General features: G+C 54.6%; 12 protein-coding genes, 1 tRNA gene, 3 rRNA genes and 1 riboswitch. Of the genes, 5 read left to right on the top strand and 11 right to left on the bottom strand.

Annotated features, from left to right (window positions below; translation table 11 throughout):
* Positions 1-34: 34 nt before the first annotated feature.
* The 5 genes from metA to PU624_RS21365 all read right to left on the bottom strand — a co-directional run bounded on the left by metA (position 35) and on the right by PU624_RS21365 (position 6,295).
* Positions 35-964, bottom strand: coding sequence for a homoserine O-acetyltransferase MetA (gene metA / locus PU624_RS21345; RefSeq protein WP_283546543.1), 930 nt, complete (start codon positions 962-964; stop codon positions 35-37).
* A 179-nt stretch (positions 965-1,143) separates the two neighbouring features.
* A 5S ribosomal RNA gene (gene rrf, locus PU624_RS21350) occupies positions 1,144-1,259 on the bottom strand.
* Positions 1,260-1,469: 210 nt separating this feature from the next.
* Positions 1,470-4,380, bottom strand: a 23S ribosomal RNA gene (locus tag PU624_RS21355).
* A 212-nt stretch (positions 4,381-4,592) separates the two neighbouring features.
* Positions 4,593-4,668: transfer RNA gene (locus PU624_RS21360), tRNA-Glu, on the bottom strand.
* Between the two features lie 86 nt (positions 4,669-4,754).
* Positions 4,755-6,295 (bottom strand): 16S ribosomal RNA (locus PU624_RS21365).
* Together the 16S, 23S and 5S rRNA genes with 1 tRNA gene alongside form the textbook arrangement of a ribosomal RNA operon.
* Positions 6,296-6,927: 632 nt before the next feature.
* Here PU624_RS21365 and purH point away from each other — a divergent pair.
* Both purH and purD read left to right on the top strand, forming a co-directional pair.
* Positions 6,928-8,517 (top strand): bifunctional phosphoribosylaminoimidazolecarboxamide formyltransferase/IMP cyclohydrolase, encoded by a 1,590-nt coding sequence (purH, locus tag PU624_RS21370; protein WP_283546544.1) that lies wholly within the window; start codon positions 6,928-6,930, stop codon positions 8,515-8,517.
* 19 nt (positions 8,518-8,536) lie between these two features.
* Positions 8,537-9,817 (top strand): phosphoribosylamine--glycine ligase, encoded by a 1,281-nt coding sequence (gene purD / locus PU624_RS21375; protein WP_283546545.1) that lies wholly within the window; start codon positions 8,537-8,539, stop codon positions 9,815-9,817.
* Positions 9,818-9,849: 32 nt separating this feature from the next.
* Here purD and PU624_RS21380 read toward each other — a convergent pair whose 3' ends face one another.
* The 6 genes from PU624_RS21380 to nudC all read right to left on the bottom strand — a co-directional run bounded on the left by PU624_RS21380 (position 9,850) and on the right by nudC (position 14,246).
* Positions 9,850-10,512, bottom strand: coding sequence for a DUF1481 domain-containing protein (locus PU624_RS21380; RefSeq protein ID WP_283546546.1), 663 nt, complete (start codon positions 10,510-10,512; stop codon positions 9,850-9,852).
* A gap of 69 nt (positions 10,513-10,581) precedes the next feature.
* Positions 10,582-10,854, bottom strand: a complete 273-nt coding sequence (gene hupA, locus PU624_RS21385; protein WP_003850136.1) for a nucleoid-associated protein HU-alpha — start codon at positions 10,852-10,854, stop codon at positions 10,582-10,584.
* A 188-nt stretch (positions 10,855-11,042) separates the two neighbouring features.
* The gene (locus PU624_RS21390) at positions 11,043-11,633 is read right to left on the bottom strand and encodes a YjaG family protein (protein WP_090967274.1); all 591 of its coding nucleotides are present in this window, start codon (positions 11,631-11,633) and stop codon (positions 11,043-11,045) included.
* A 63-nt stretch (positions 11,634-11,696) separates the two neighbouring features.
* Complete coding sequence (gene nfi / locus PU624_RS21395) at positions 11,697-12,365, bottom strand: deoxyribonuclease V (RefSeq protein ID WP_283546547.1); 669 nt, start codon at positions 12,363-12,365, stop codon at positions 11,697-11,699.
* Positions 12,366-12,367: 2 nt separating this feature from the next.
* On the bottom strand, positions 12,368-13,435 hold the full coding sequence (gene hemE / locus PU624_RS21400) for a uroporphyrinogen decarboxylase (protein WP_283546548.1): 1,068 nt from the start codon (positions 13,433-13,435) through the stop codon (positions 12,368-12,370).
* Between the two features lie 40 nt (positions 13,436-13,475).
* Positions 13,476-14,246 carry an NAD(+) diphosphatase gene (gene nudC, locus PU624_RS21405; RefSeq protein WP_283546549.1) on the bottom strand — a complete coding sequence of 257 codons (771 nt, stop codon included), beginning with the start codon at positions 14,244-14,246 and terminating at the stop codon, positions 13,476-13,478.
* Positions 14,247-14,335: 89 nt separating this feature from the next.
* On the opposite strand from nudC, the gene rsd reads away from it, so the two are divergent.
* The 3 genes from rsd (at position 14,336) to thiE (ending at position 17,734) form a co-directional block, all read left to right on the top strand.
* On the top strand, positions 14,336-14,842 hold the full coding sequence (gene rsd / locus PU624_RS21410; RefSeq protein WP_283546550.1) for a sigma D regulator: 507 nt from the start codon (positions 14,336-14,338) through the stop codon (positions 14,840-14,842).
* A gap of 152 nt (positions 14,843-14,994) precedes the next feature.
* Positions 14,995-15,095, top strand: a riboswitch (TPP riboswitch).
* Positions 15,096-15,182: 87 nt separating this feature from the next.
* Positions 15,183-17,105 carry a phosphomethylpyrimidine synthase ThiC gene (gene thiC, locus PU624_RS21415; RefSeq protein ID WP_283546551.1) on the top strand — a complete coding sequence of 641 codons (1,923 nt, stop codon included), beginning with the start codon at positions 15,183-15,185 and terminating at the stop codon, positions 17,103-17,105.
* A gap of 2 nt (positions 17,106-17,107) precedes the next feature.
* On the top strand, positions 17,108-17,734 hold the full coding sequence (gene thiE, locus PU624_RS21420; protein WP_283546552.1) for a thiamine phosphate synthase: 627 nt from the start codon (positions 17,108-17,110) through the stop codon (positions 17,732-17,734).
* Positions 17,735-17,784: the final 50 nt, after the last annotated feature.

Raw genomic sequence — 17,784 nt, forward strand, 5'->3', positions numbered from 1 at the left:
CGGCTAACACGGTTCAGTTGATCGTCGGGTGGGACTATTCCAGCGTCGGATTCATACGGCGCAGATCGAACGGCGTGATCTGGTAAACGTAGTAGTTGAGCCAGTTCGAGAACAGCAGATTGCCGTGACTACGCCAGGTCGCGCGAGGTGGCAGGACCGGATTGTCCTGTGGGAAATAGTTATACGGGACTTCAGGATTCACCCCGGCTTCATAGTCACGATGATACTCACCAGACAACGTCAGCGCGTCATACTCCGGGTGGCCGGTAACGAACACCAGCCGTTTGTCTTTACTCGCCATCAGATAGGCGCCGGTTTGTTCCGATTCAGCAAACAGCTCAAGATCGGTGTAATCCGTGATCAACTGAGTAGGAAAATCAGCATAGCGTGAGTGTGGCGCAAGGAAATTATCATCAAAACCCCGGGTCAGTAGCGCATGAGGATGCAATATCTGATGCTCATAGACGCCAGACAGTTTGTTATGTCGGGTTTGTTTGGGAATGCCATACAGAATATTAAGCGCAGCCTGCACGGCCCAGCAGACAAACAGGGTTGAGGTGACGTGCTCATTTGCCCAGTGCAGCACGCGCTGAATCTGGGGCCAGTAGGCAACATCATTAAAATCGACCAGCCCAAGTGGCGCACCTGTCACGATTAAGCCATCGTAGTTGTCATGCTGGATATCTTCAAAATTGCAGTAGAAGTTGTTGAGATGCTCAGTGGGTGTATTGCGTGACTCACGACTGTCGATGCGCAGCAGCTGAATATCGATCTGTAATGGTGAGTTGGAAAGCAGACGCAGAAACTGATTCTCCGTTTCGATCTTTTTCGGCATCAGATTCAGTATGAGCACTTTAAGCGGTCGGATCTCCTGAACACTGGCGCGCGACGATGTCATGACAAAGACATTTTCGTCTCGCAAAAAATTCACTGCCGGTAATTCGTCGGGGACCCTGATTGGCATAACCTGCTCACCTCTCGCAACCATATAAACGTTTAGACATCTGGATGCCCAACATTAGCCTGATCGTTGTGAGATGTCGAGGTTTCATGCAGAAAATGAAAATGTTTCAGCTTAAAGTGGCATTTTACAGACGTAAAAAAGCCCCGCACTCTCGTGCGGGGCTTCTTCACTTATATAATGCCTGGCAGTTCCCTACTCTCGCATGGGGAGACCCCACACTACCATCGGCGCTACGGCGTTTCACTTCTGAGTTCGGCATGGGGTCAGGTGGGACCACCGCGCTACAGCCGCCAGGCAAATTCTTTGTGCTCTGTCCTGTGTCTTTTGTGCTTATGCTGCGTTGGCTTCCCTCGCGCTACTCAGTCACATACTTCAGTATGCTCCTTCATATCGGTCGGTTGCCGCCTTGCCTAAGCGCAAAATCCTTCGGACCTTGGTCCGCAGGACACAACTGTATCCGGTAACAAGCTGAAAATCTGTCTCTCAAAAACGCCTCTGGCGTTGTAAGGTTAAGCCTCACGGGTCATTAGTACCGGTTAGCTCAACGCATCGCTGCGCTTACACACCCGGCCTATCAACGTCGTAGTCTTCAACGTCCCTTCAGGACTCTCAAAGGAGTCAGGGAGAACTCATCTCGGGGCAAGTTTCGTGCTTAGATGCTTTCAGCACTTATCTTTTCCGCACTTAGCTACCGGGCAATGCCATTGGCATGACAACCCGAACACCAGTGGTGCGTTCACTCCGGTCCTCTCGTACTAGGAGCAACCCCCCTCAATTCTCCAGCGCCCACGGCAGATAGGGACCGAACTGTCTCACGACGTTCTAAACCCAGCTCGCGTACCACTTTAAACGGCGAACAGCCGTACCCTTGGGACCTACTTCAGCCCCAGGATGTGATGAGCCGACATCGAGGTGCCAAACACCGCCGTCGATATGAACTCTTGGGCGGTATCAGCCTGTTATCCCCGGAGTACCTTTTATCCGTTGAGCGATGGCCCTTCCATTCAGAACCACCGGATCACTATGACCTGCTTTCGCACCTGCTCGAGCCGTCACTCTCGCAGTCAAGCCAGCTTATGCCATTGCACTAACCTCACGATGTCCGACCGTGATTAGCTGACCTTCGTGCTCCTCCGTTACTCTTTAGGAGGAGACCGCCCCAGTCAAACTACCCACCAGACACTGTCCGCAGCCCGGATTACGGGCCTACGTTAGAACATCAAACATTAAAGGGTGGTATTTCAAGGTTGGCTCCACGCGAACTGGCGTCCGCGCTTCAAAGCCTCCCACCTATCCTACACATCAAGGCTCAATGTTCAGTGTCAAGCTGTAGTAAAGGTTCACGGGGTCTTTCCGTCTTGCCGCGGGTACACTGCATCTTCACAGCGAGTTCAATTTCACTGAGTCTCGGGTGGAGACAGCCTGGCCATCATTACGCCATTCGTGCAGGTCGGAACTTACCCGACAAGGAATTTCGCTACCTTAGGACCGTTATAGTTACGGCCGCCGTTTACCGGGGCTTCGATCAAGAGCTTCTCCTTGCGGATAACCCCATCAATTAACCTTCCGGCACCGGGCAGGCGTCACACCGTATACGTCCACTTTCGTGTTTGCACAGTGCTGTGTTTTTAATAAACAGTTGCAGCCAGCTGGTATCTTCGACTGGCTTCAGCTCGGGGAGCAAGTCCCTCCACCTACGCGCCAGCGTGCCTTCTCCCGAAGTTACGGCACCATTTTGCCTAGTTCCTTCACCCGAGTTCTCTCAAGCGCCTTGGTATTCTCTACCTGACCACCTGTGTCGGTTTGGGGTACGATTCTGTGTTACCTGATGCTTAGAGGCTTTTCCTGGAAGCTGGGCATTTATCACTTCAGCACCGTAGTGCCTCGTCGTCACGCCTCAGCGTTAACAAGAGTCCGGATTTACCTAAACTCTCCGCCTACACGCTTAAACCGGGACAACCGTCGCCCGGCTGATATAGCCTTCTCCGTCCCCCCTTCGCAGTAACACCGAGTACAGGAATATTAACCTGTTTCCCATCGACTACGCCTTTCGGCCTCGCCTTAGGGGTCGACTCACCCTGCTCCGATTAACGTTGAACAGGAACCCTTGGTCTTCCGGCGAGCGGGCTTTTCACCCGCTTTATCGTTACTTATGTCAGCATTCGCACTTCTGATACCTCCAGCAGCCCTCACAGGCCACCTTCGACGGCTTACAGAACGCTCCCCTACCCAACAACGCCTAAGCGTCGCTGCCGCAGCTTCGGTGCATGGTTTAGCCCCGTTACATCTTCCGCGCAGGCCGACTCGACCAGTGAGCTATTACGCTTTCTTTAAATGATGGCTGCTTCTAAGCCAACATCCTGGCTGTCTGTGCCTTCCCACATCGTTTCCCACTTAACCATGACTTTGGGACCTTAGCTGGCGGTCTGGGTTGTTTCCCTCTTCACGACGGACGTTAGCACCCGCCGTGTGTCTCCCGTGATAACATTCTTCGGTATTCGCAGTTTGCATCGGGTTGGTAAGCCGGGATGGCCCCCTAGCCGAAACAGTGCTCTACCCCCGAAGATGAGTTCACGAGGCGCTACCTAAATAGCTTTCGGGGAGAACCAGCTATCTCCCGGTTTGATTGGCCTTTCACCCCCAGCCACAGGTCATCCGCTAATTTTTCAACATTAGTCGGTTCGGTCCTCCAGTTAGTGTTACCCAACCTTCAACCTGCCCATGGCTAGATCACCGGGTTTCGGGTCTATACCCTGCAACTTAACGCCCAGTTAAGACTCGGTTTCCCTGCGGCTCCCCTATACGGTTAACCTTGCTACAGAATATAAGTCGCTGACCCATTATACAAAAGGTACGCAGTCACCCTGATAAATCAAGGCTCCCACTGCTTGTACGTACACGGTTTCAGGTTCTGTTTCACTCCCCTCGCCGGGGTTCTTTTCGCCTTTCCCTCACGGTACTGGTTCACTATCGGTCAGTCAGGAGTATTTAGCCTTGGAGGATGGTCCCCCCATATTCAGACAGGATACCACGTGTCCCGCCTTACTCATCGAGCTCACAGCATGTGTGTTTTTGTGTACGGGAGTATCACCCTGTACCCTGCGACTTTCCAGACGCTTCCACTAACACACAAGCTGATTCAGGCTCTGGGCTGCTCCCCGTTCGCTCGCCGCTACTGGGGGAATCTCGGTTGATTTCTTTTCCTCGGGGTACTTAGATGTTTCAGTTCCCCCGGTTCGCCTTGCAGCACTATGTATTCATGCTGCAATGATGCACAGAGTGCACCGGGTTTCCCCATTCGGACATCGACGGCTGTAGCGGTTCATATCACCTTACCGTCGCTTTACGCAGATTAGCACGTCCTTCATCGCCTCTGACTGCCTGGGCATCCACCGTGTACGCTTAGTCGCTTAACCTCACAACCCACAGGCGTTTTACAACGCTGCGTGTTGCAAGCATTTGAGAGACTCGAACGCATCGCTTTGCCATTCCTTATTACGGAGGAATGACGCGGTGCGTCGTTTCAATTTTCAGCTTGTTCCGGATTGTTAAAGAGCAATATCTTAAACATGACTCGTAAGTCATCTTTAAGATATGTGGGTAACATCTTTCACCTGTCACCAAGCTTTGGCGTCCCCTAGGGGATTCGAACCCCTGTTACCGCCGTGAAAGGGCGATGTCCTGGGCCTCTAGACGAAGGGGACAATTAAGTCTGTCTTCGAAAGACACTTTGCTCGTTATTTTCTATCAGACAATCTGTGTGGACACTGCGCGGGAAGGTATCTTCAGGTAAGGAGGTGATCCAACCGCAGGTTCCCCTACGGTTACCTTGTTACGACTTCACCCCAGTCATGAATCACAAAGTGGTAAGCGCCCTCCCGAAGGTTAAGCTACCTACTTCTTTTGCAACCCACTCCCATGGTGTGACGGGCGGTGTGTACAAGGCCCGGGAACGTATTCACCGTGGCATTCTGATCCACGATTACTAGCGATTCCGACTTCACGGAGTCGAGTTGCAGACTCCGATCCGGACTACGACGCACTTTGTGAGGTCCGCTTGCTCTCGCGAGGTCGCTTCTCTTTGTATGCGCCATTGTAGCACGTGTGTAGCCCTACTCGTAAGGGCCATGATGACTTGACGTCATCCCCACCTTCCTCCGGTTTATCACCGGCAGTCTCCTTTGAGTTCCCACCATTACGTGCTGGCAACAAAGGATAAGGGTTGCGCTCGTTGCGGGACTTAACCCAACATTTCACAACACGAGCTGACGACAGCCATGCAGCACCTGTCTCAGCGTTCCCGAAGGCACTAAGGCATCTCTGCCGAATTCGCTGGATGTCAAGAGTAGGTAAGGTTCTTCGCGTTGCATCGAATTAAACCACATGCTCCACCGCTTGTGCGGGCCCCCGTCAATTCATTTGAGTTTTAACCTTGCGGCCGTACTCCCCAGGCGGTCGACTTAACGCGTTAGCTCCGGAAGCCACTCCTCAAGGGAACAACCTCCAAGTCGACATCGTTTACGGCGTGGACTACCAGGGTATCTAATCCTGTTTGCTCCCCACGCTTTCGCACCTGAGCGTCAGTCTTTGTCCAGGGGGCCGCCTTCGCCACCGGTATTCCTCCAGATCTCTACGCATTTCACCGCTACACCTGGAATTCTACCCCCCTCTACAAGACTCAAGCCTGCCAGTTTCAAATGCAGTTCCCAGGTTAAGCCCGGGGATTTCACATCTGACTTAACAGACCGCCTGCGTGCGCTTTACGCCCAGTAATTCCGATTAACGCTTGCACCCTCCGTATTACCGCGGCTGCTGGCACGGAGTTAGCCGGTGCTTCTTCTGCGGGTAACGTCAATCGACAGGGTTATTAACCCCGTCGCCTTCCTCCCCGCTGAAAGTACTTTACAACCCGAAGGCCTTCTTCATACACGCGGCATGGCTGCATCAGGCTTGCGCCCATTGTGCAATATTCCCCACTGCTGCCTCCCGTAGGAGTCTGGACCGTGTCTCAGTTCCAGTGTGGCTGGTCATCCTCTCAGACCAGCTAGGGATCGTCGCCTAGGTGGGCCATTACCCCGCCTACTAGCTAATCCCATCTGGGTTCATCCGATAGTGAGAGGCCCGAAGGTCCCCCTCTTTGGTCTTGCGACGTTATGCGGTATTAGCCACCGTTTCCAGTGGTTATCCCCCTCTATCGGGCAGATCCCCAGACATTACTCACCCGTCCGCCACTCGTCACCCAAGAGCAAGCTCTCTGTGCTACCGTCCGACTTGCATGTGTTAGGCCTGCCGCCAGCGTTCAATCTGAGCCATGATCAAACTCTTCAATTTAAGTTTGATTTGCTTAAACAAGTTAAGCGGTGCTCATCTGTAAAACGTCATAATGAATTTCATTATGTGTTCACTCGTGAGGCTTGATATTTTTTTTACGTCCGGAGACGCTGATATCAATCCTGCGAGTGCCCACACAGATTGTCTGATAAATTGTTAAAGAGCAGTGCGAACAGTGCGTTAGCGTCCTGTCGCGAGGTGGCGTATATTACGCTTTCCTCCTGCAGAGTCAACCTCTATTTCAGAAGTTTTTCTCCGGCGGCGCAGTCTCCTGCGCCTCTCAACCCGTTTTCCCGTTGCCGGTGTTCCGTGTTGATGGATGCGCATTATAGGGAGTTGTCGGAGAGTCGCAACCCATAAATTGCATAAAAAAGAGCGTTCGCTGCATTCCACAGCAAAAGCCGCTGTTATACGCAGTTACGCACAATGTTATCCACACAGAGCGGGCTGAATGAATTTAGGCGAGCATCACGCAAACGTTTTCGCTACAATGCCGGGCAATATTCCGGACACCCCTTTTCGGGGCGTTACCTGAGGTTTTGATCTTTTCTTCTTATATAGAAGAGAAAACCGCTGTAAAGCCTGACGTAACGCTCTTATATACGCGAAACAAAGCCAAGGGATAAACCACCATGCAACAACCTCGTCCTGTACGCCGCGCATTGCTCAGTGTCTCTGACAAAGCCGGTATCCTCGAATTTGCTCAGGCGCTCTCAAGTCGCGGTGTCGAACTGCTCTCCACAGGTGGAACCGCTCGCCTTCTGGCGGATGCGGGTCTGGCTGTCACTGAAGTCTCTGACTACACCGGTTTCCCGGAAATGATGGATGGACGCGTCAAAACTCTGCATCCGAAAGTGCATGGCGGCATTTTAGGTCGTCGCGGCCAGGATGATGCCATCATGGCGCAGCACGACATCAGCCCAATCGACATGGTGGTCGTTAACCTCTATCCCTTTGCACAGACTGTCGCCCGTGAAGGATGTTCACTGGAAGATGCGGTGGAAAACATCGACATCGGTGGCCCGACCATGGTGCGCTCTGCTGCCAAGAACCATAAAGATGTCGCCATTGTGGTCAGCAGCGGCGACTACGATGCCATCATTGCTGAAATGGACGCTCATGAGAACGCGCTGACGCTTGAGACCCGTTTCGATCTGGCCATCAAAGCCTTCGAACACACCGCCGCCTATGACAGCATGATCGCTAACTACTTCGGTACCCTGGTGCCTGCCTATCACGGTGAACGCAATCAGCCCGCTGGCCGTTTCCCGCGTACCCTGAATCTGAACTTCATTAAGAAGCAGGATATGCGTTACGGCGAAAACAGCCATCAGGATGCTGCCTTCTATATAGAAGAGAACATCACTGAAGCGTCAGTGGCAACCGCGCAGCAGGTTCAGGGCAAAGCGCTCTCCTATAACAATATTGCTGACACGGATGCGGCACTGGAGTGCGTTAAAGAGTTCAGTGAACCCGCGTGCGTCATCGTCAAACATGCTAACCCCTGTGGCGTAGCGACCGGTGACTCTCTGCTGTCAGCCTATGAGCGGGCTTACCAGACCGATCCGACCTCCGCGTTTGGCGGCATCATTGCCTTTAACCGCGAGCTGGATGAAGCGACTGCGCAGGCGATTATCAGCCGCCAGTTTGTAGAGGTGATCATCGCTCCCGCTGTTTCCGAAGCCGCGCTGAAAATTACTGCTGCTAAACAAAATGTCCGTGTGCTGATCTGCGGTCAGTGGCAAAACCGTACTGCCGCGCTGGATTTCAAACGCGTCAACGGTGGCCTGCTGGTTCAGGATCGCGATCTCGGCATGGTTGATGCCAGCCAGCTACGCGTGGTCAGCAAGCGCCAGCCAACCGAGCAGGAGCTGCGTGATGCGCTGTTCTGCTGGAAAGTCGCGAAGTTCGTTAAGTCCAACGCCATTGTTTATTCACGCGATAGCATGACAATTGGTATTGGTGCCGGTCAGATGAGCCGCGTCTACTCCGCTAAAATTGCAGGGATCAAAGCGGGCGATGAAGGTCTGGAAGTGAAAGGCTCAGCCATGGCGTCGGATGCATTCTTCCCGTTCCGTGATGGTATAGATGCTGCGGCTGCGGTCGGCGTGAGCTGCGTTATCCAGCCTGGCGGCTCCATCCGCGATGAAGAAGTGATTGCAGCTGCGGATGAGCATGGCATTGCCATGATCTTCACCGACATGCGCCACTTCCGCCATTAATCGTTCCGGAGAATAACAGATGAAAATTTTAGTAATCGGCAATGGCGGACGTGAGCATGCTCTGGCCTGGAAAGCCGTTCAGTCGCCACTGGCAGAAACCGTATTTGTCGCGCCGGGTAACGCGGGTACCGCATTAGAGCCTGCGCTGCAGAACGTCGCGATCAGTGCGACTGATGTCCCTGCCCTGCTTGAATTTGCACAGCGCGAAAAGATTGATCTGACAATTGTCGGACCTGAAGCACCGCTGGTGATGGGTGTCGTGGATGCCTTCCGTGAAGCGGGTCTGGCTATCTTTGGTCCGACGCAGGCCGCTGCACAGCTGGAAGGCTCTAAAGCCTTCACCAAAGATTTTCTGGCACGTCACCAGATCCCCAGCGCGGCGTATCAGAACTTTACTGAAGTTGAGCCTGCTCTCGCGTATCTGCGTGAGAAAGGCGCGCCAATCGTCATCAAAGCCGACGGTCTGGCCGCAGGTAAAGGCGTGATTGTCGCGATGACGCTGCAGGAAGCTGAGGATGCGGTTCAGGATATGCTGGCCGGTAATGCCTTTGGCGATGCCGGACACCGCATTGTGATTGAAGAGTTTCTGGATGGCGAAGAAGCCAGCTTCATCGTGATGGTAGATGGCGAGCATGTACTACCTATGGCCACCAGCCAGGATCACAAACGTGTCGGCGATGGCGACACCGGTCCGAACACTGGCGGAATGGGCGCCTACTCACCGGCTCCGGTCGTCACTGATGAGATCCACCAACGCGTGATGGATCAGGTTATCTGGCCAACCGTGCGTGGCATGGCCGCTGAAGGCAACGTCTACACCGGTTTTCTCTATGCCGGCCTGATGATCGATCATACCGGGCAGCCGAAAGTGATCGAATTTAACTGCCGCTTCGGCGATCCGGAAACTCAGCCGATCATGCTGCGCCTGCAGTCGGATCTGGTCGATCTTTGCCTGGCCGCCTGTGACGGCAAGCTGGATCAGAAAACGTCACAATGGGATCCACGCCCTGCGCTGGGTGTAGTACTGGCGGCGGGCGGTTATCCGGGTGATTACGCTCAGGGCGATCAGATTCATGGCCTGCCCCTGGAGGAAGTGGCTGACGGCAAGGTATTCCACGCCGGAACGCGTCTGGAAGAAGACCGGGTGCTGACGAACGGTGGACGCGTGCTGTGCGTCACCGCGCTGGGTGACGATGTGGCTGCGGCGCAAAAGCGCGCTTACGAGCTGACAAAGCCGATCTCATGGCAGGGCAGCTTCTGTCGCCGCGATATCGGCTACCGCGCCATTAACCGCAAATAAGCAAAGGGGGCACAGCGTGCCCCCTTTTCACTTCACATATCTTCTTCTGTCGGCTGCTGCGCGCAGTCATCCTTCTGACTGACCCGCAACAACTGTATCCCTTCAGGCGCTTCAAGCCATGACACCATCAGCGGTGTCGATGCGCTACTCTGCTGCTGTGTCAGCATCTGCAGATCGTCAGCATCAAAAGCGGGTCTGACCTTCTGGCCTTCACAACTCTCCAGCACATTGTTTCCCAGCCAGTGTCCCTGTTTCAGGAACACCTGACCGCTTAACAGCGCATCGCTGAGGTTACGCATCCGCTGAGCGTCAAACTTATAGAGCTCAACCGCATCCGGGCTGACTGCTTCACGCCGCCCTGCAAGCTGACGCTGCATGAAGTTAAGACCACCCGACTGGTCAAAGCGCAGGGTCACATCGTCAGGTTGTTTGCCCTTCACCTGACGCTGAATACTGATTAATGACTCTTCCAGCCAGACATAGTCAGTCACCTCACCTTCCCCGCCACTGAACGGCGTATAGAGGGTGCGGATATGGACCGACTGATGGTCGCTGTTTTTGCGCCAGATACGCACAACGCCACGATCGGCAAGATAGCCACTGGCAGAAAAGGGAGGAATATCCGGAGTTGAGCTACAGCCGAAAAGAAACAGGGAGAGAATCAGAACAGATAAACGCTGGAACAGCGGGGTCATGATGGCTGGCCTCTTAAACAAAAGGGGCGAAACGCCCCCTGTTTTAAAGCTTAACCGCAGTGCGACGTCTTACTTAACGGCGTCTTTCAGCGCTTTACCAGACACGAATGCCGGTACATTTGCTGCAGCGATTTTGATCTCTTTGCCAGTCTGCGGGTTACGACCGGTACGCTCAGCGCGGTGGTTCACTTTAAAAGTACCAAAACCAACCAGTTGTACAGCATCACCATCTTTCAGAGACTCAGTGATCGCAGCCAGAGTAGATTCCAGCGCTGCCTTTGCCTGGGTTTTAGACAGGTCAGCTTTTTCTGCGATCACATCAATCAGTTGAGTCTTGTTCATAAGTTATCCTTAAAGTGTATTTATCGCTTGCTAAGCAACGAGTGCGAGGGAAAAGCCATATTCTGGCACTCTTCTGCCTGCACGCACCGATAGCCACAATTTTCAGCCCCCCAAATGTAGACCAGACAGGGGGCCAATGTGAAGCCTCCAGGCGCGCTAATTCGGGCCTGAAGTCACGTTTTATCGCCTTACTGCTGGAAATTTATACCGATGTTGCTAATTCCAGCTTCACGCAGGTCAGATCGCAGACCTTTAATCAATTCAAGGTCGCGCTCTTCACACTCCGACAGCAGTCGGAAAATCTCCCACTGAAGGTCCCACTCATCGATGATAGCCGGGTTTTCACGCAGCTCTTCATCGGTCATTTCGCGGCCAGCCTGGGTCATCTCCAGCATGGCGACAGTGGTAATTGAGGTCTCGCTGACTTCAATAGCATGCTCAAGAGTTTCACCGCTCAGCTGCGCATGCACGACTTCGCTCAATGCCACACAGGCATCGATAGCCGGATAAACGCCGTAAACCTCAAACGCATCACCATCAGGAATGGCGGCTTCGAGCTTTTCCAGCTGGCTGTCGAAGTTTATCTTCGCATCTTTGACCGTCAGGTTTTCCCAGATCAGATCAAGAATACGGCGATAGAGTGCCGGATCGGCAAATTCAGTCTGCTCACAGAACGCGCGATAGTTGGGATACATGCGCTCGCACAGACAGGCCATAAAAGTAAGGTGCTGCCAGCTTTCCAGCTTCGCCAGACGCAGATGAACGGGATTTTGTAACATAAAGGTGGCTCTTATTCGTTTCGCTGGCCGCAGTGTAACTGCAAAACCGCAGCACAAACAGTGTTAAAGCGCGTTTTGCCAGCGCTGGAAAGCGGTTCGGTTAGAAGCAACCGCATCGGCCCAGCGGGTCGGTTCCGGCAACCGGTAACTGCGCGTACAGTTTTCGACCCACTGCAGCGCAGTATCCAGGCTGACGCGATGGCCGGTCGCGACAAACAGCGGATTACAGCGCACTTTGCTGCGCCATACCCAGCCTATCTGCTCACCTTTGTCGATCAGCGGCTGACGGCTGCCAGGCTGCGCATCCAGATCGTCAAAACGCCCGCACAGGCGACTTTTGGCAACGCCAATCGTCGGTACATCGACCAGCAGGCCAAAATGCGACGCGACGCCCAGTCGTCTTGGATGCGAAATACCGTGCCCATCCACAAACAGCAGGTCCGGCTTTTGCTCCAGCATCTGCCAGGCGGCCATCAGTGCCGGATATTCACGGAAAGAGAGAAAGCCCGGAATATACGGCATGGTGGTTTCAACGCGCGCGATGCGATGCTCCACCAGCTTTAACGAGGGATACTCCAGTATCACCATCGCTGCCCGCGTAACGGTGCCTTCCTGCTCAAATCCAACGTCCGCTCCGCCGATAAAGCGGGGCGGCAATACGTCAAAGTCATCTTCACGCACCACGTCAGCGGCGCGTTGTAACTGCTCAGCGCGAAGTGCGGCAATGTCCATGATTACTCCTGATGCCAGGGACGTGATAAACGATGCACCGCCTCAACAAAGACGCCTGCATTTTCGGGTGGAACATCCTGATGAATACCGTGCCCCAGATTGAAGACGTGTCCGGTGCCGGAGCCAAAACGCTCCAGAATCCCAGCGACTTCCTGCTCGATACGCTCAGGTGCAGCATAGAGCATAGAAGGATCCATGTTGCCCTGCAGCGCAACTTTGTCGCCCACACGACGGCGTGCGTCATCAATATTAGTAGTCCAGTCGAGACCCAGCGCATCACAACCAGTGGCTGCCATCGCTTCCAGCCACTGTCCGCCGCCTTTAGTGAAGAGCGTTACCGGCACGCGGCGACCGTCGTTTTCACGCAGCAGGCCATCAACAATTTTGTGCATGTAGTGAAGTGAGAACTCAAGGTAATCACGACCGGTCAGCACGCCGCCCCAGGTATCAAATATCATCACGGACTGCGCACCGGCACGGATCTGAGCGTTGAGATAGAGGATGACACTGTCGGCCACCTTATCCAGCATCGCGTGCAGCGTAGCGGGATCGGCATACATCATCTTCTTGATTTTGGTAAACGCCTTACTGCTGCCGCCTTCCACCATGTAGGTGGCCAGCGTCCACGGACTGCCAGAGAAGCCAATCAGCGGCAGGTCGCCGTTCAGGTTTTTACGGATGGTGCGGACCGCGTTCATCACATAGCCCAGCTCCATTTCTGGATCGGGCACCGGTAAACGCTCGACGTCTGCGCGGCAGGTTACAGGGTTAGAGAAACGCGGGCCTTCGCCGGTTTCAAAGTAGAGACCCAGTCCCATCGCATCCGGAATGGTCAGGATGTCACTGAAGAGGATGGCGGCATCCAGCGGATAACGGCGCAGCGGCTGCAGGGTGACTTCACAGGCCAGCTCGGCGTTTTTACACAGCGACATAAAGTCACCCGCCTGGGCGCGTGTCGCTTTGTACTCCGGCAAATAACGCCCGGCTTGTCGCATCATCCATACCGGCGTGACATCAACCGGCTGGCGTAACAGGGCACGCAAATAACGATCGTTCTTCAGTTCACTCATCTCAACACTCTCTCAATAACAGGCGTGTAGTGTAGCACTTCTACACTTCGGCACGGCACAGGGCAACGGTATCTTCAATCAGACGGCGCGCCACGGTGCCTGGCGGTGGCAACAGCGGCAGGTCATCAAAGCGGAACCAGGCCGCATCCAGCAGCTCTTTGCCGTCGTGTTGCAGATCGCCGCTGTCATACTCCGCCATAAACGCTGTCATCAGCGATTGCGGGAAGGGCCAGGGCTGGGAGGTCACGTAACGGACGTTTTTAACGCGGATATTGCTCTCTTCCATCACTTCCCGGGCCACGGCCTGCTCCAGCGTCTCGCCCACTTCGACAAAACCTGCCAGCACGGTGTAGACCTTGTTGCGATGACGGGCATGATTCGCCAGCAGGATTTCATCGCCGCGACGGATAGCCACAATGATGCACGGTGCAATCTGCGGATAGTAACGCTCACGGCAATGGCTGCAGAGACAGGCAAATTCATGTTTACTGTGGTGCATTTCATGGCCGCAATAGCCGCACCAGCGATGAGAACGGTAGAATTCCGCCAGCTGCACACCGCGACCCACCAGCTGAAACAGCTCGACATCCTGATCGATGAGCTGCCGGACTGAAAACATATCGGAGGTGCGAGGCTCACAAATCAGCCAGACTTTCTCCCCCTGCCATTCTCCAATGGTCCGGGCCTTACTGCCGGTCAAACCAAATTTTTCGGCGTTTCCGTGGGGTAAATCACCTTGTGGCAACCAAAGTTTCTGTTCATGGCTGACAATCCACCATCCAGCGTCTACGCTTGAGATTTCGCATTGCATTTATTTCGTCATCCTTAGCGTCAATTCGCACGCTGAAGCCCTGATGTTAAGTGTGTAGATAAACAACTATAACTCACATGGAGTTAGATATGCTTAACCAGTTAGACGTCCTGGCTGAACGCGTAGGTGGCAGTAATGAACTGGTCGATTCGTGGCTTGAAGCCCGTCGTCAGCTGCTGGTGACCTATTATCACCTGGTCGGTCTTAAACCCAATAAAGAGGCGCTGACGCGTCTGGATGAGCAGGCGCTGGACAACTTCTGCCACGGCCTGGTCGATTATCTTTCTGCGGGTCACTTCAGTATCTACGAGCGCGTCATCAGTGAAATGAGTGGCGACAGTCCGATGATTGCTGCCGCGCAGATCTATCCTCCGCTGGAAGCCAACACCGAGCGTCTGATGCAACTGTATGACGGTCACCTGCAGCAGGCCATTGACGACGAAAACTGCATGACTTTCCAGCAGGCGCTGTCTGAAGTGGGTGAAGTGCTGGAAGCACGCTTCACGCTGGAAGATAAGCTGATTCAGCTGGCATGGGATAACAAACTTGTCCCCCCGCCGGTAGCGAATGACAGCCATATCGCCCGTCCGGCGTAATGACTATCACAGGCAAAGGGGTTGAGATTATCCCGTAGCCCTTTTATGCTGAACAGGTTCTGAGGAGTGCTCTCCAAAGAACCTTTTTTATTTTCGCTTTGAAATGTAAGGTTTTTACGCCCGAGTCTCTTATCAGACACCCGCGTGAAAACGGCTTCTTGTCGGAGTGCCCAGTTGGGCTGAGACCGTTAATTCGGGATCCGCGGAACCTGATCAGGTTAGAACCTGCGAAGGGAACAAGAGTAAAACTTCTCTGTATGTCAGCACGCTTGTGCTGCTTATACGGTTACTCCTTCCGAACTCCGGACAAGCATCGTTCCCCCTTAACTGGAAGATTGCTATGTCTGAACCAAAAATGACCCGTCGTGAACAGCGTGCCCAGGCGCAGGAATTTATCGATTCTCTGCAAAGCGGCAGTGCCTTTCCCCAGTCCCGTCGCATCTGGATTAACGGCAGCCGGGAAGATATTCGCGTTCCCATGCGTGAAATCACCCTCAGCCCGACCCACATCGGCGGCAGCAAAGAACAGCCTCTCTATGAGCAGAATGAAGCGGTGCCGGTCTATGACACGGCGGGTGCCTATGGCGATCCTGCGGCACAGATCGATGTGCATCGTGGCCTGGAAAAACTGCGTGCCCGCTGGATTGCTGAACGCGACGACAGCGAGCTTCTCGAACAGAACAGCTCGGGCTATACCCAGCAGCGGCTGGCTGACGAGGGGCTGGATCATCTGCGCTTCGATCATCTTCCGACTCCGCGCCGCGCCCGCGCAGGCCGCCGCGTCACGCAACTGCACTATGCCCGCCAGGGGATGATTACCCCGGAGATGGAGTTTATCGCCCTGCGGGAAAACATGGGCCGTGAGCGAATCCGCAGCGAGGTGCTGCTGCAACAGCATCCAGGCCACAGTTTTGGCGCGCATCTGCCAGCCAGCATCACACCCGAGTTTGTGCGTCAGGAGGTCGCTGCCGGACGCGCCATCATCCCTGCCAATATCAATCACCCGGAATCGGAGCCGATGATCATTGGCCGCAACTTCCTGGTTAAGGTCAACGCCAACATCGGTAACTCGGCGGTGACCTCTTCCATTGAGGAGGAGGTGGAAAAGCTGGTCTGGTCGACTCGCTGGGGTGCCGACACGGTGATGGATCTCTCAACCGGCCGTTATATTCATGAAACGCGCGAATGGATTTTGCGAAACAGCCCGGTGCCTATCGGGACCGTGCCGATCTATCAGGCGCTGGAAAAAGTGAATGGCGTGGCCGAAGCGCTGAACTGGGAAATTTTCCGGGACACGCTGCTCGAACAGGCGGAACAGGGTGTCGATTACTTCACTATTCACGCGGGCGTGCTGCTGCGTTATGTCCCGATGACGGCGAAGCGTCTGACCGGGATTGTTTCGCGGGGTGGATCGATCATGGCGAAATGGTGCCTGTCGCATCATCAGGAGAGCTTCCTGTATGAGCACTTCCGTGAGATCTGTGAAATCTGTGCCGCTTACGATGTCTCCCTGTCCCTGGGCGACGGCCTGCGTCCGGGTTCGATTCAGGATGCCAACGACGAGGCGCAGTTTGCCGAACTGCGAACCCTGGGCGAACTGACCCGCATTGCCTGGCAATATGATGTTCAGGTGATGATTGAAGGTCCGGGCCATGTGCCGATGCATATGATCCGCCGCAATATGACTGAACAGCTCGACCTGTGCGATGAAGCCCCCTTCTACACGCTTGGCCCGCTGACCACCGATATCGCCCCCGGCTATGACCATTTCACCTCAGGTATTGGTGCCGCCATGATTGGCTGGTTTGGTTGCGCCATGTTGTGTTACGTCACCCCCAAAGAGCATCTGGGTCTGCCTAACAAAGAGGATGTGAAGCAGGGATTGATCACCTACAAAATCGCGGCGCATGCCGCCGATCTGGCCAAAGGCCATCCGGGTGCGCAGATCCGTGATAACGCCATGTCCAAGGCACGCTTTGAATTCCGCTGGGAGGATCAGTTTAATCTGGCGCTGGATCCGCATACGGCGAGGGCGATGCATGACGAAACCCTGCCGCAGGAGTCGGGCAAGGTGGCCCATTTCTGCTCGATGTGCGGCCCCAAATTCTGCTCGATGAAGATTTCTCAGGAGGTGCGCGAGTTTGCTGCACGTCAGGATGCCCGCGCAGAGCCGGTCGAAGTGGGCATGGCGCAGATGTCAGACCGTTTTCGCAGCCACGGCGGCGAACTGTATCACCCTGCCGATGCCATTAAGGAGGAGTAACGATGCCCGCATTCCCTGCTACCGCCCCACGCCTGGGGCTTTATCCGGTGGTTGATAGCCCCGAGTGGATTGAACGCCTGCTGGAGATGGGCGTTCGCACGCTGCAGCTGCGCATTAAGGATCAGCCCGATGAGATCGCCGAGCCTGCCATTGCCCAGGCAATTGCGCTGGGTAAACGCTATGACGCGCGCCTGTTTATCAATGACTACTGGCAGCTGGCAATAAAACATCAGGCTTATGGCGTACATCTGGGTCAGGAGGATCTGGATGTGGCCGATCTTGCCCGGATTCATCAGGCCGGATTGCGTCTGGGACTCTCCACCCATGACGATGCTGAACTGGATCGCGCGCTGGCAATCCAGCCCTCTTACATCGCACTTGGGCATATTTTCCCGACGCAGACCAAAGAGATGCCTTCTGCGCCGCAGGGCATTGAACAGCTGAAGCGGCACCTGACACGCCTGACGCATATTCCCACCGTGGCGATTGGCGGTATCTCGATTGTACGGGCACCTGAGGTGCTGGCAACGGGCGTGGGCAGTATTGCGGTGGTGAGTGCGATTACCCAGGCGGATGACTGGCGTGAAGCAACCCGGACTCTGCTGGCGCTGGCAGAACCCGCCAGCTAGGGATTTGTGGAACCTGTCGCGCATTAGCGGCTGCAAAACAGGTAATGCCA

This window comes from Pantoea sp. Lij88 (assembly GCF_030062155.1).
Lineage (GTDB): Bacteria > Pseudomonadota > Gammaproteobacteria > Enterobacterales > Enterobacteriaceae > Pantoea.

Coding starts and splice junctions, on each gene's coding strand:
- metA (WP_283546543.1), bottom strand. CDS start 964: ATGCCAATCAGGGTCCCCGACGAATTACCGGCAGTGAATTTTTTGCGA.
- purH (WP_283546544.1), top strand. CDS start 6,928: ATGCAACAACCTCGTCCTGTACGCCGCGCATTGCTCAGTGTCTCTGAC.
- purD (WP_283546545.1), top strand. CDS start 8,537: ATGAAAATTTTAGTAATCGGCAATGGCGGACGTGAGCATGCTCTGGCC.
- PU624_RS21380 (WP_283546546.1), bottom strand. CDS start 10,512: ATGACCCCGCTGTTCCAGCGTTTATCTGTTCTGATTCTCTCCCTGTTT.
- hupA (WP_003850136.1), bottom strand. CDS start 10,854: ATGAACAAGACTCAACTGATTGATGTGATCGCAGAAAAAGCTGACCTG.
- PU624_RS21390 (WP_090967274.1), bottom strand. CDS start 11,633: ATGTTACAAAATCCCGTTCATCTGCGTCTGGCGAAGCTGGAAAGCTGG.
- nfi (WP_283546547.1), bottom strand. CDS start 12,365: ATGGACATTGCCGCACTTCGCGCTGAGCAGTTACAACGCGCCGCTGAC.
- hemE (WP_283546548.1), bottom strand. CDS start 13,435: ATGAGTGAACTGAAGAACGATCGTTATTTGCGTGCCCTGTTACGCCAG.
- nudC (WP_283546549.1), bottom strand. CDS start 14,246: ATGCAATGCGAAATCTCAAGCGTAGACGCTGGATGGTGGATTGTCAGC.
- rsd (WP_283546550.1), top strand. CDS start 14,336: ATGCTTAACCAGTTAGACGTCCTGGCTGAACGCGTAGGTGGCAGTAAT.
- thiC (WP_283546551.1), top strand. CDS start 15,183: ATGTCTGAACCAAAAATGACCCGTCGTGAACAGCGTGCCCAGGCGCAG.
- thiE (WP_283546552.1), top strand. CDS start 17,108: ATGCCCGCATTCCCTGCTACCGCCCCACGCCTGGGGCTTTATCCGGTG.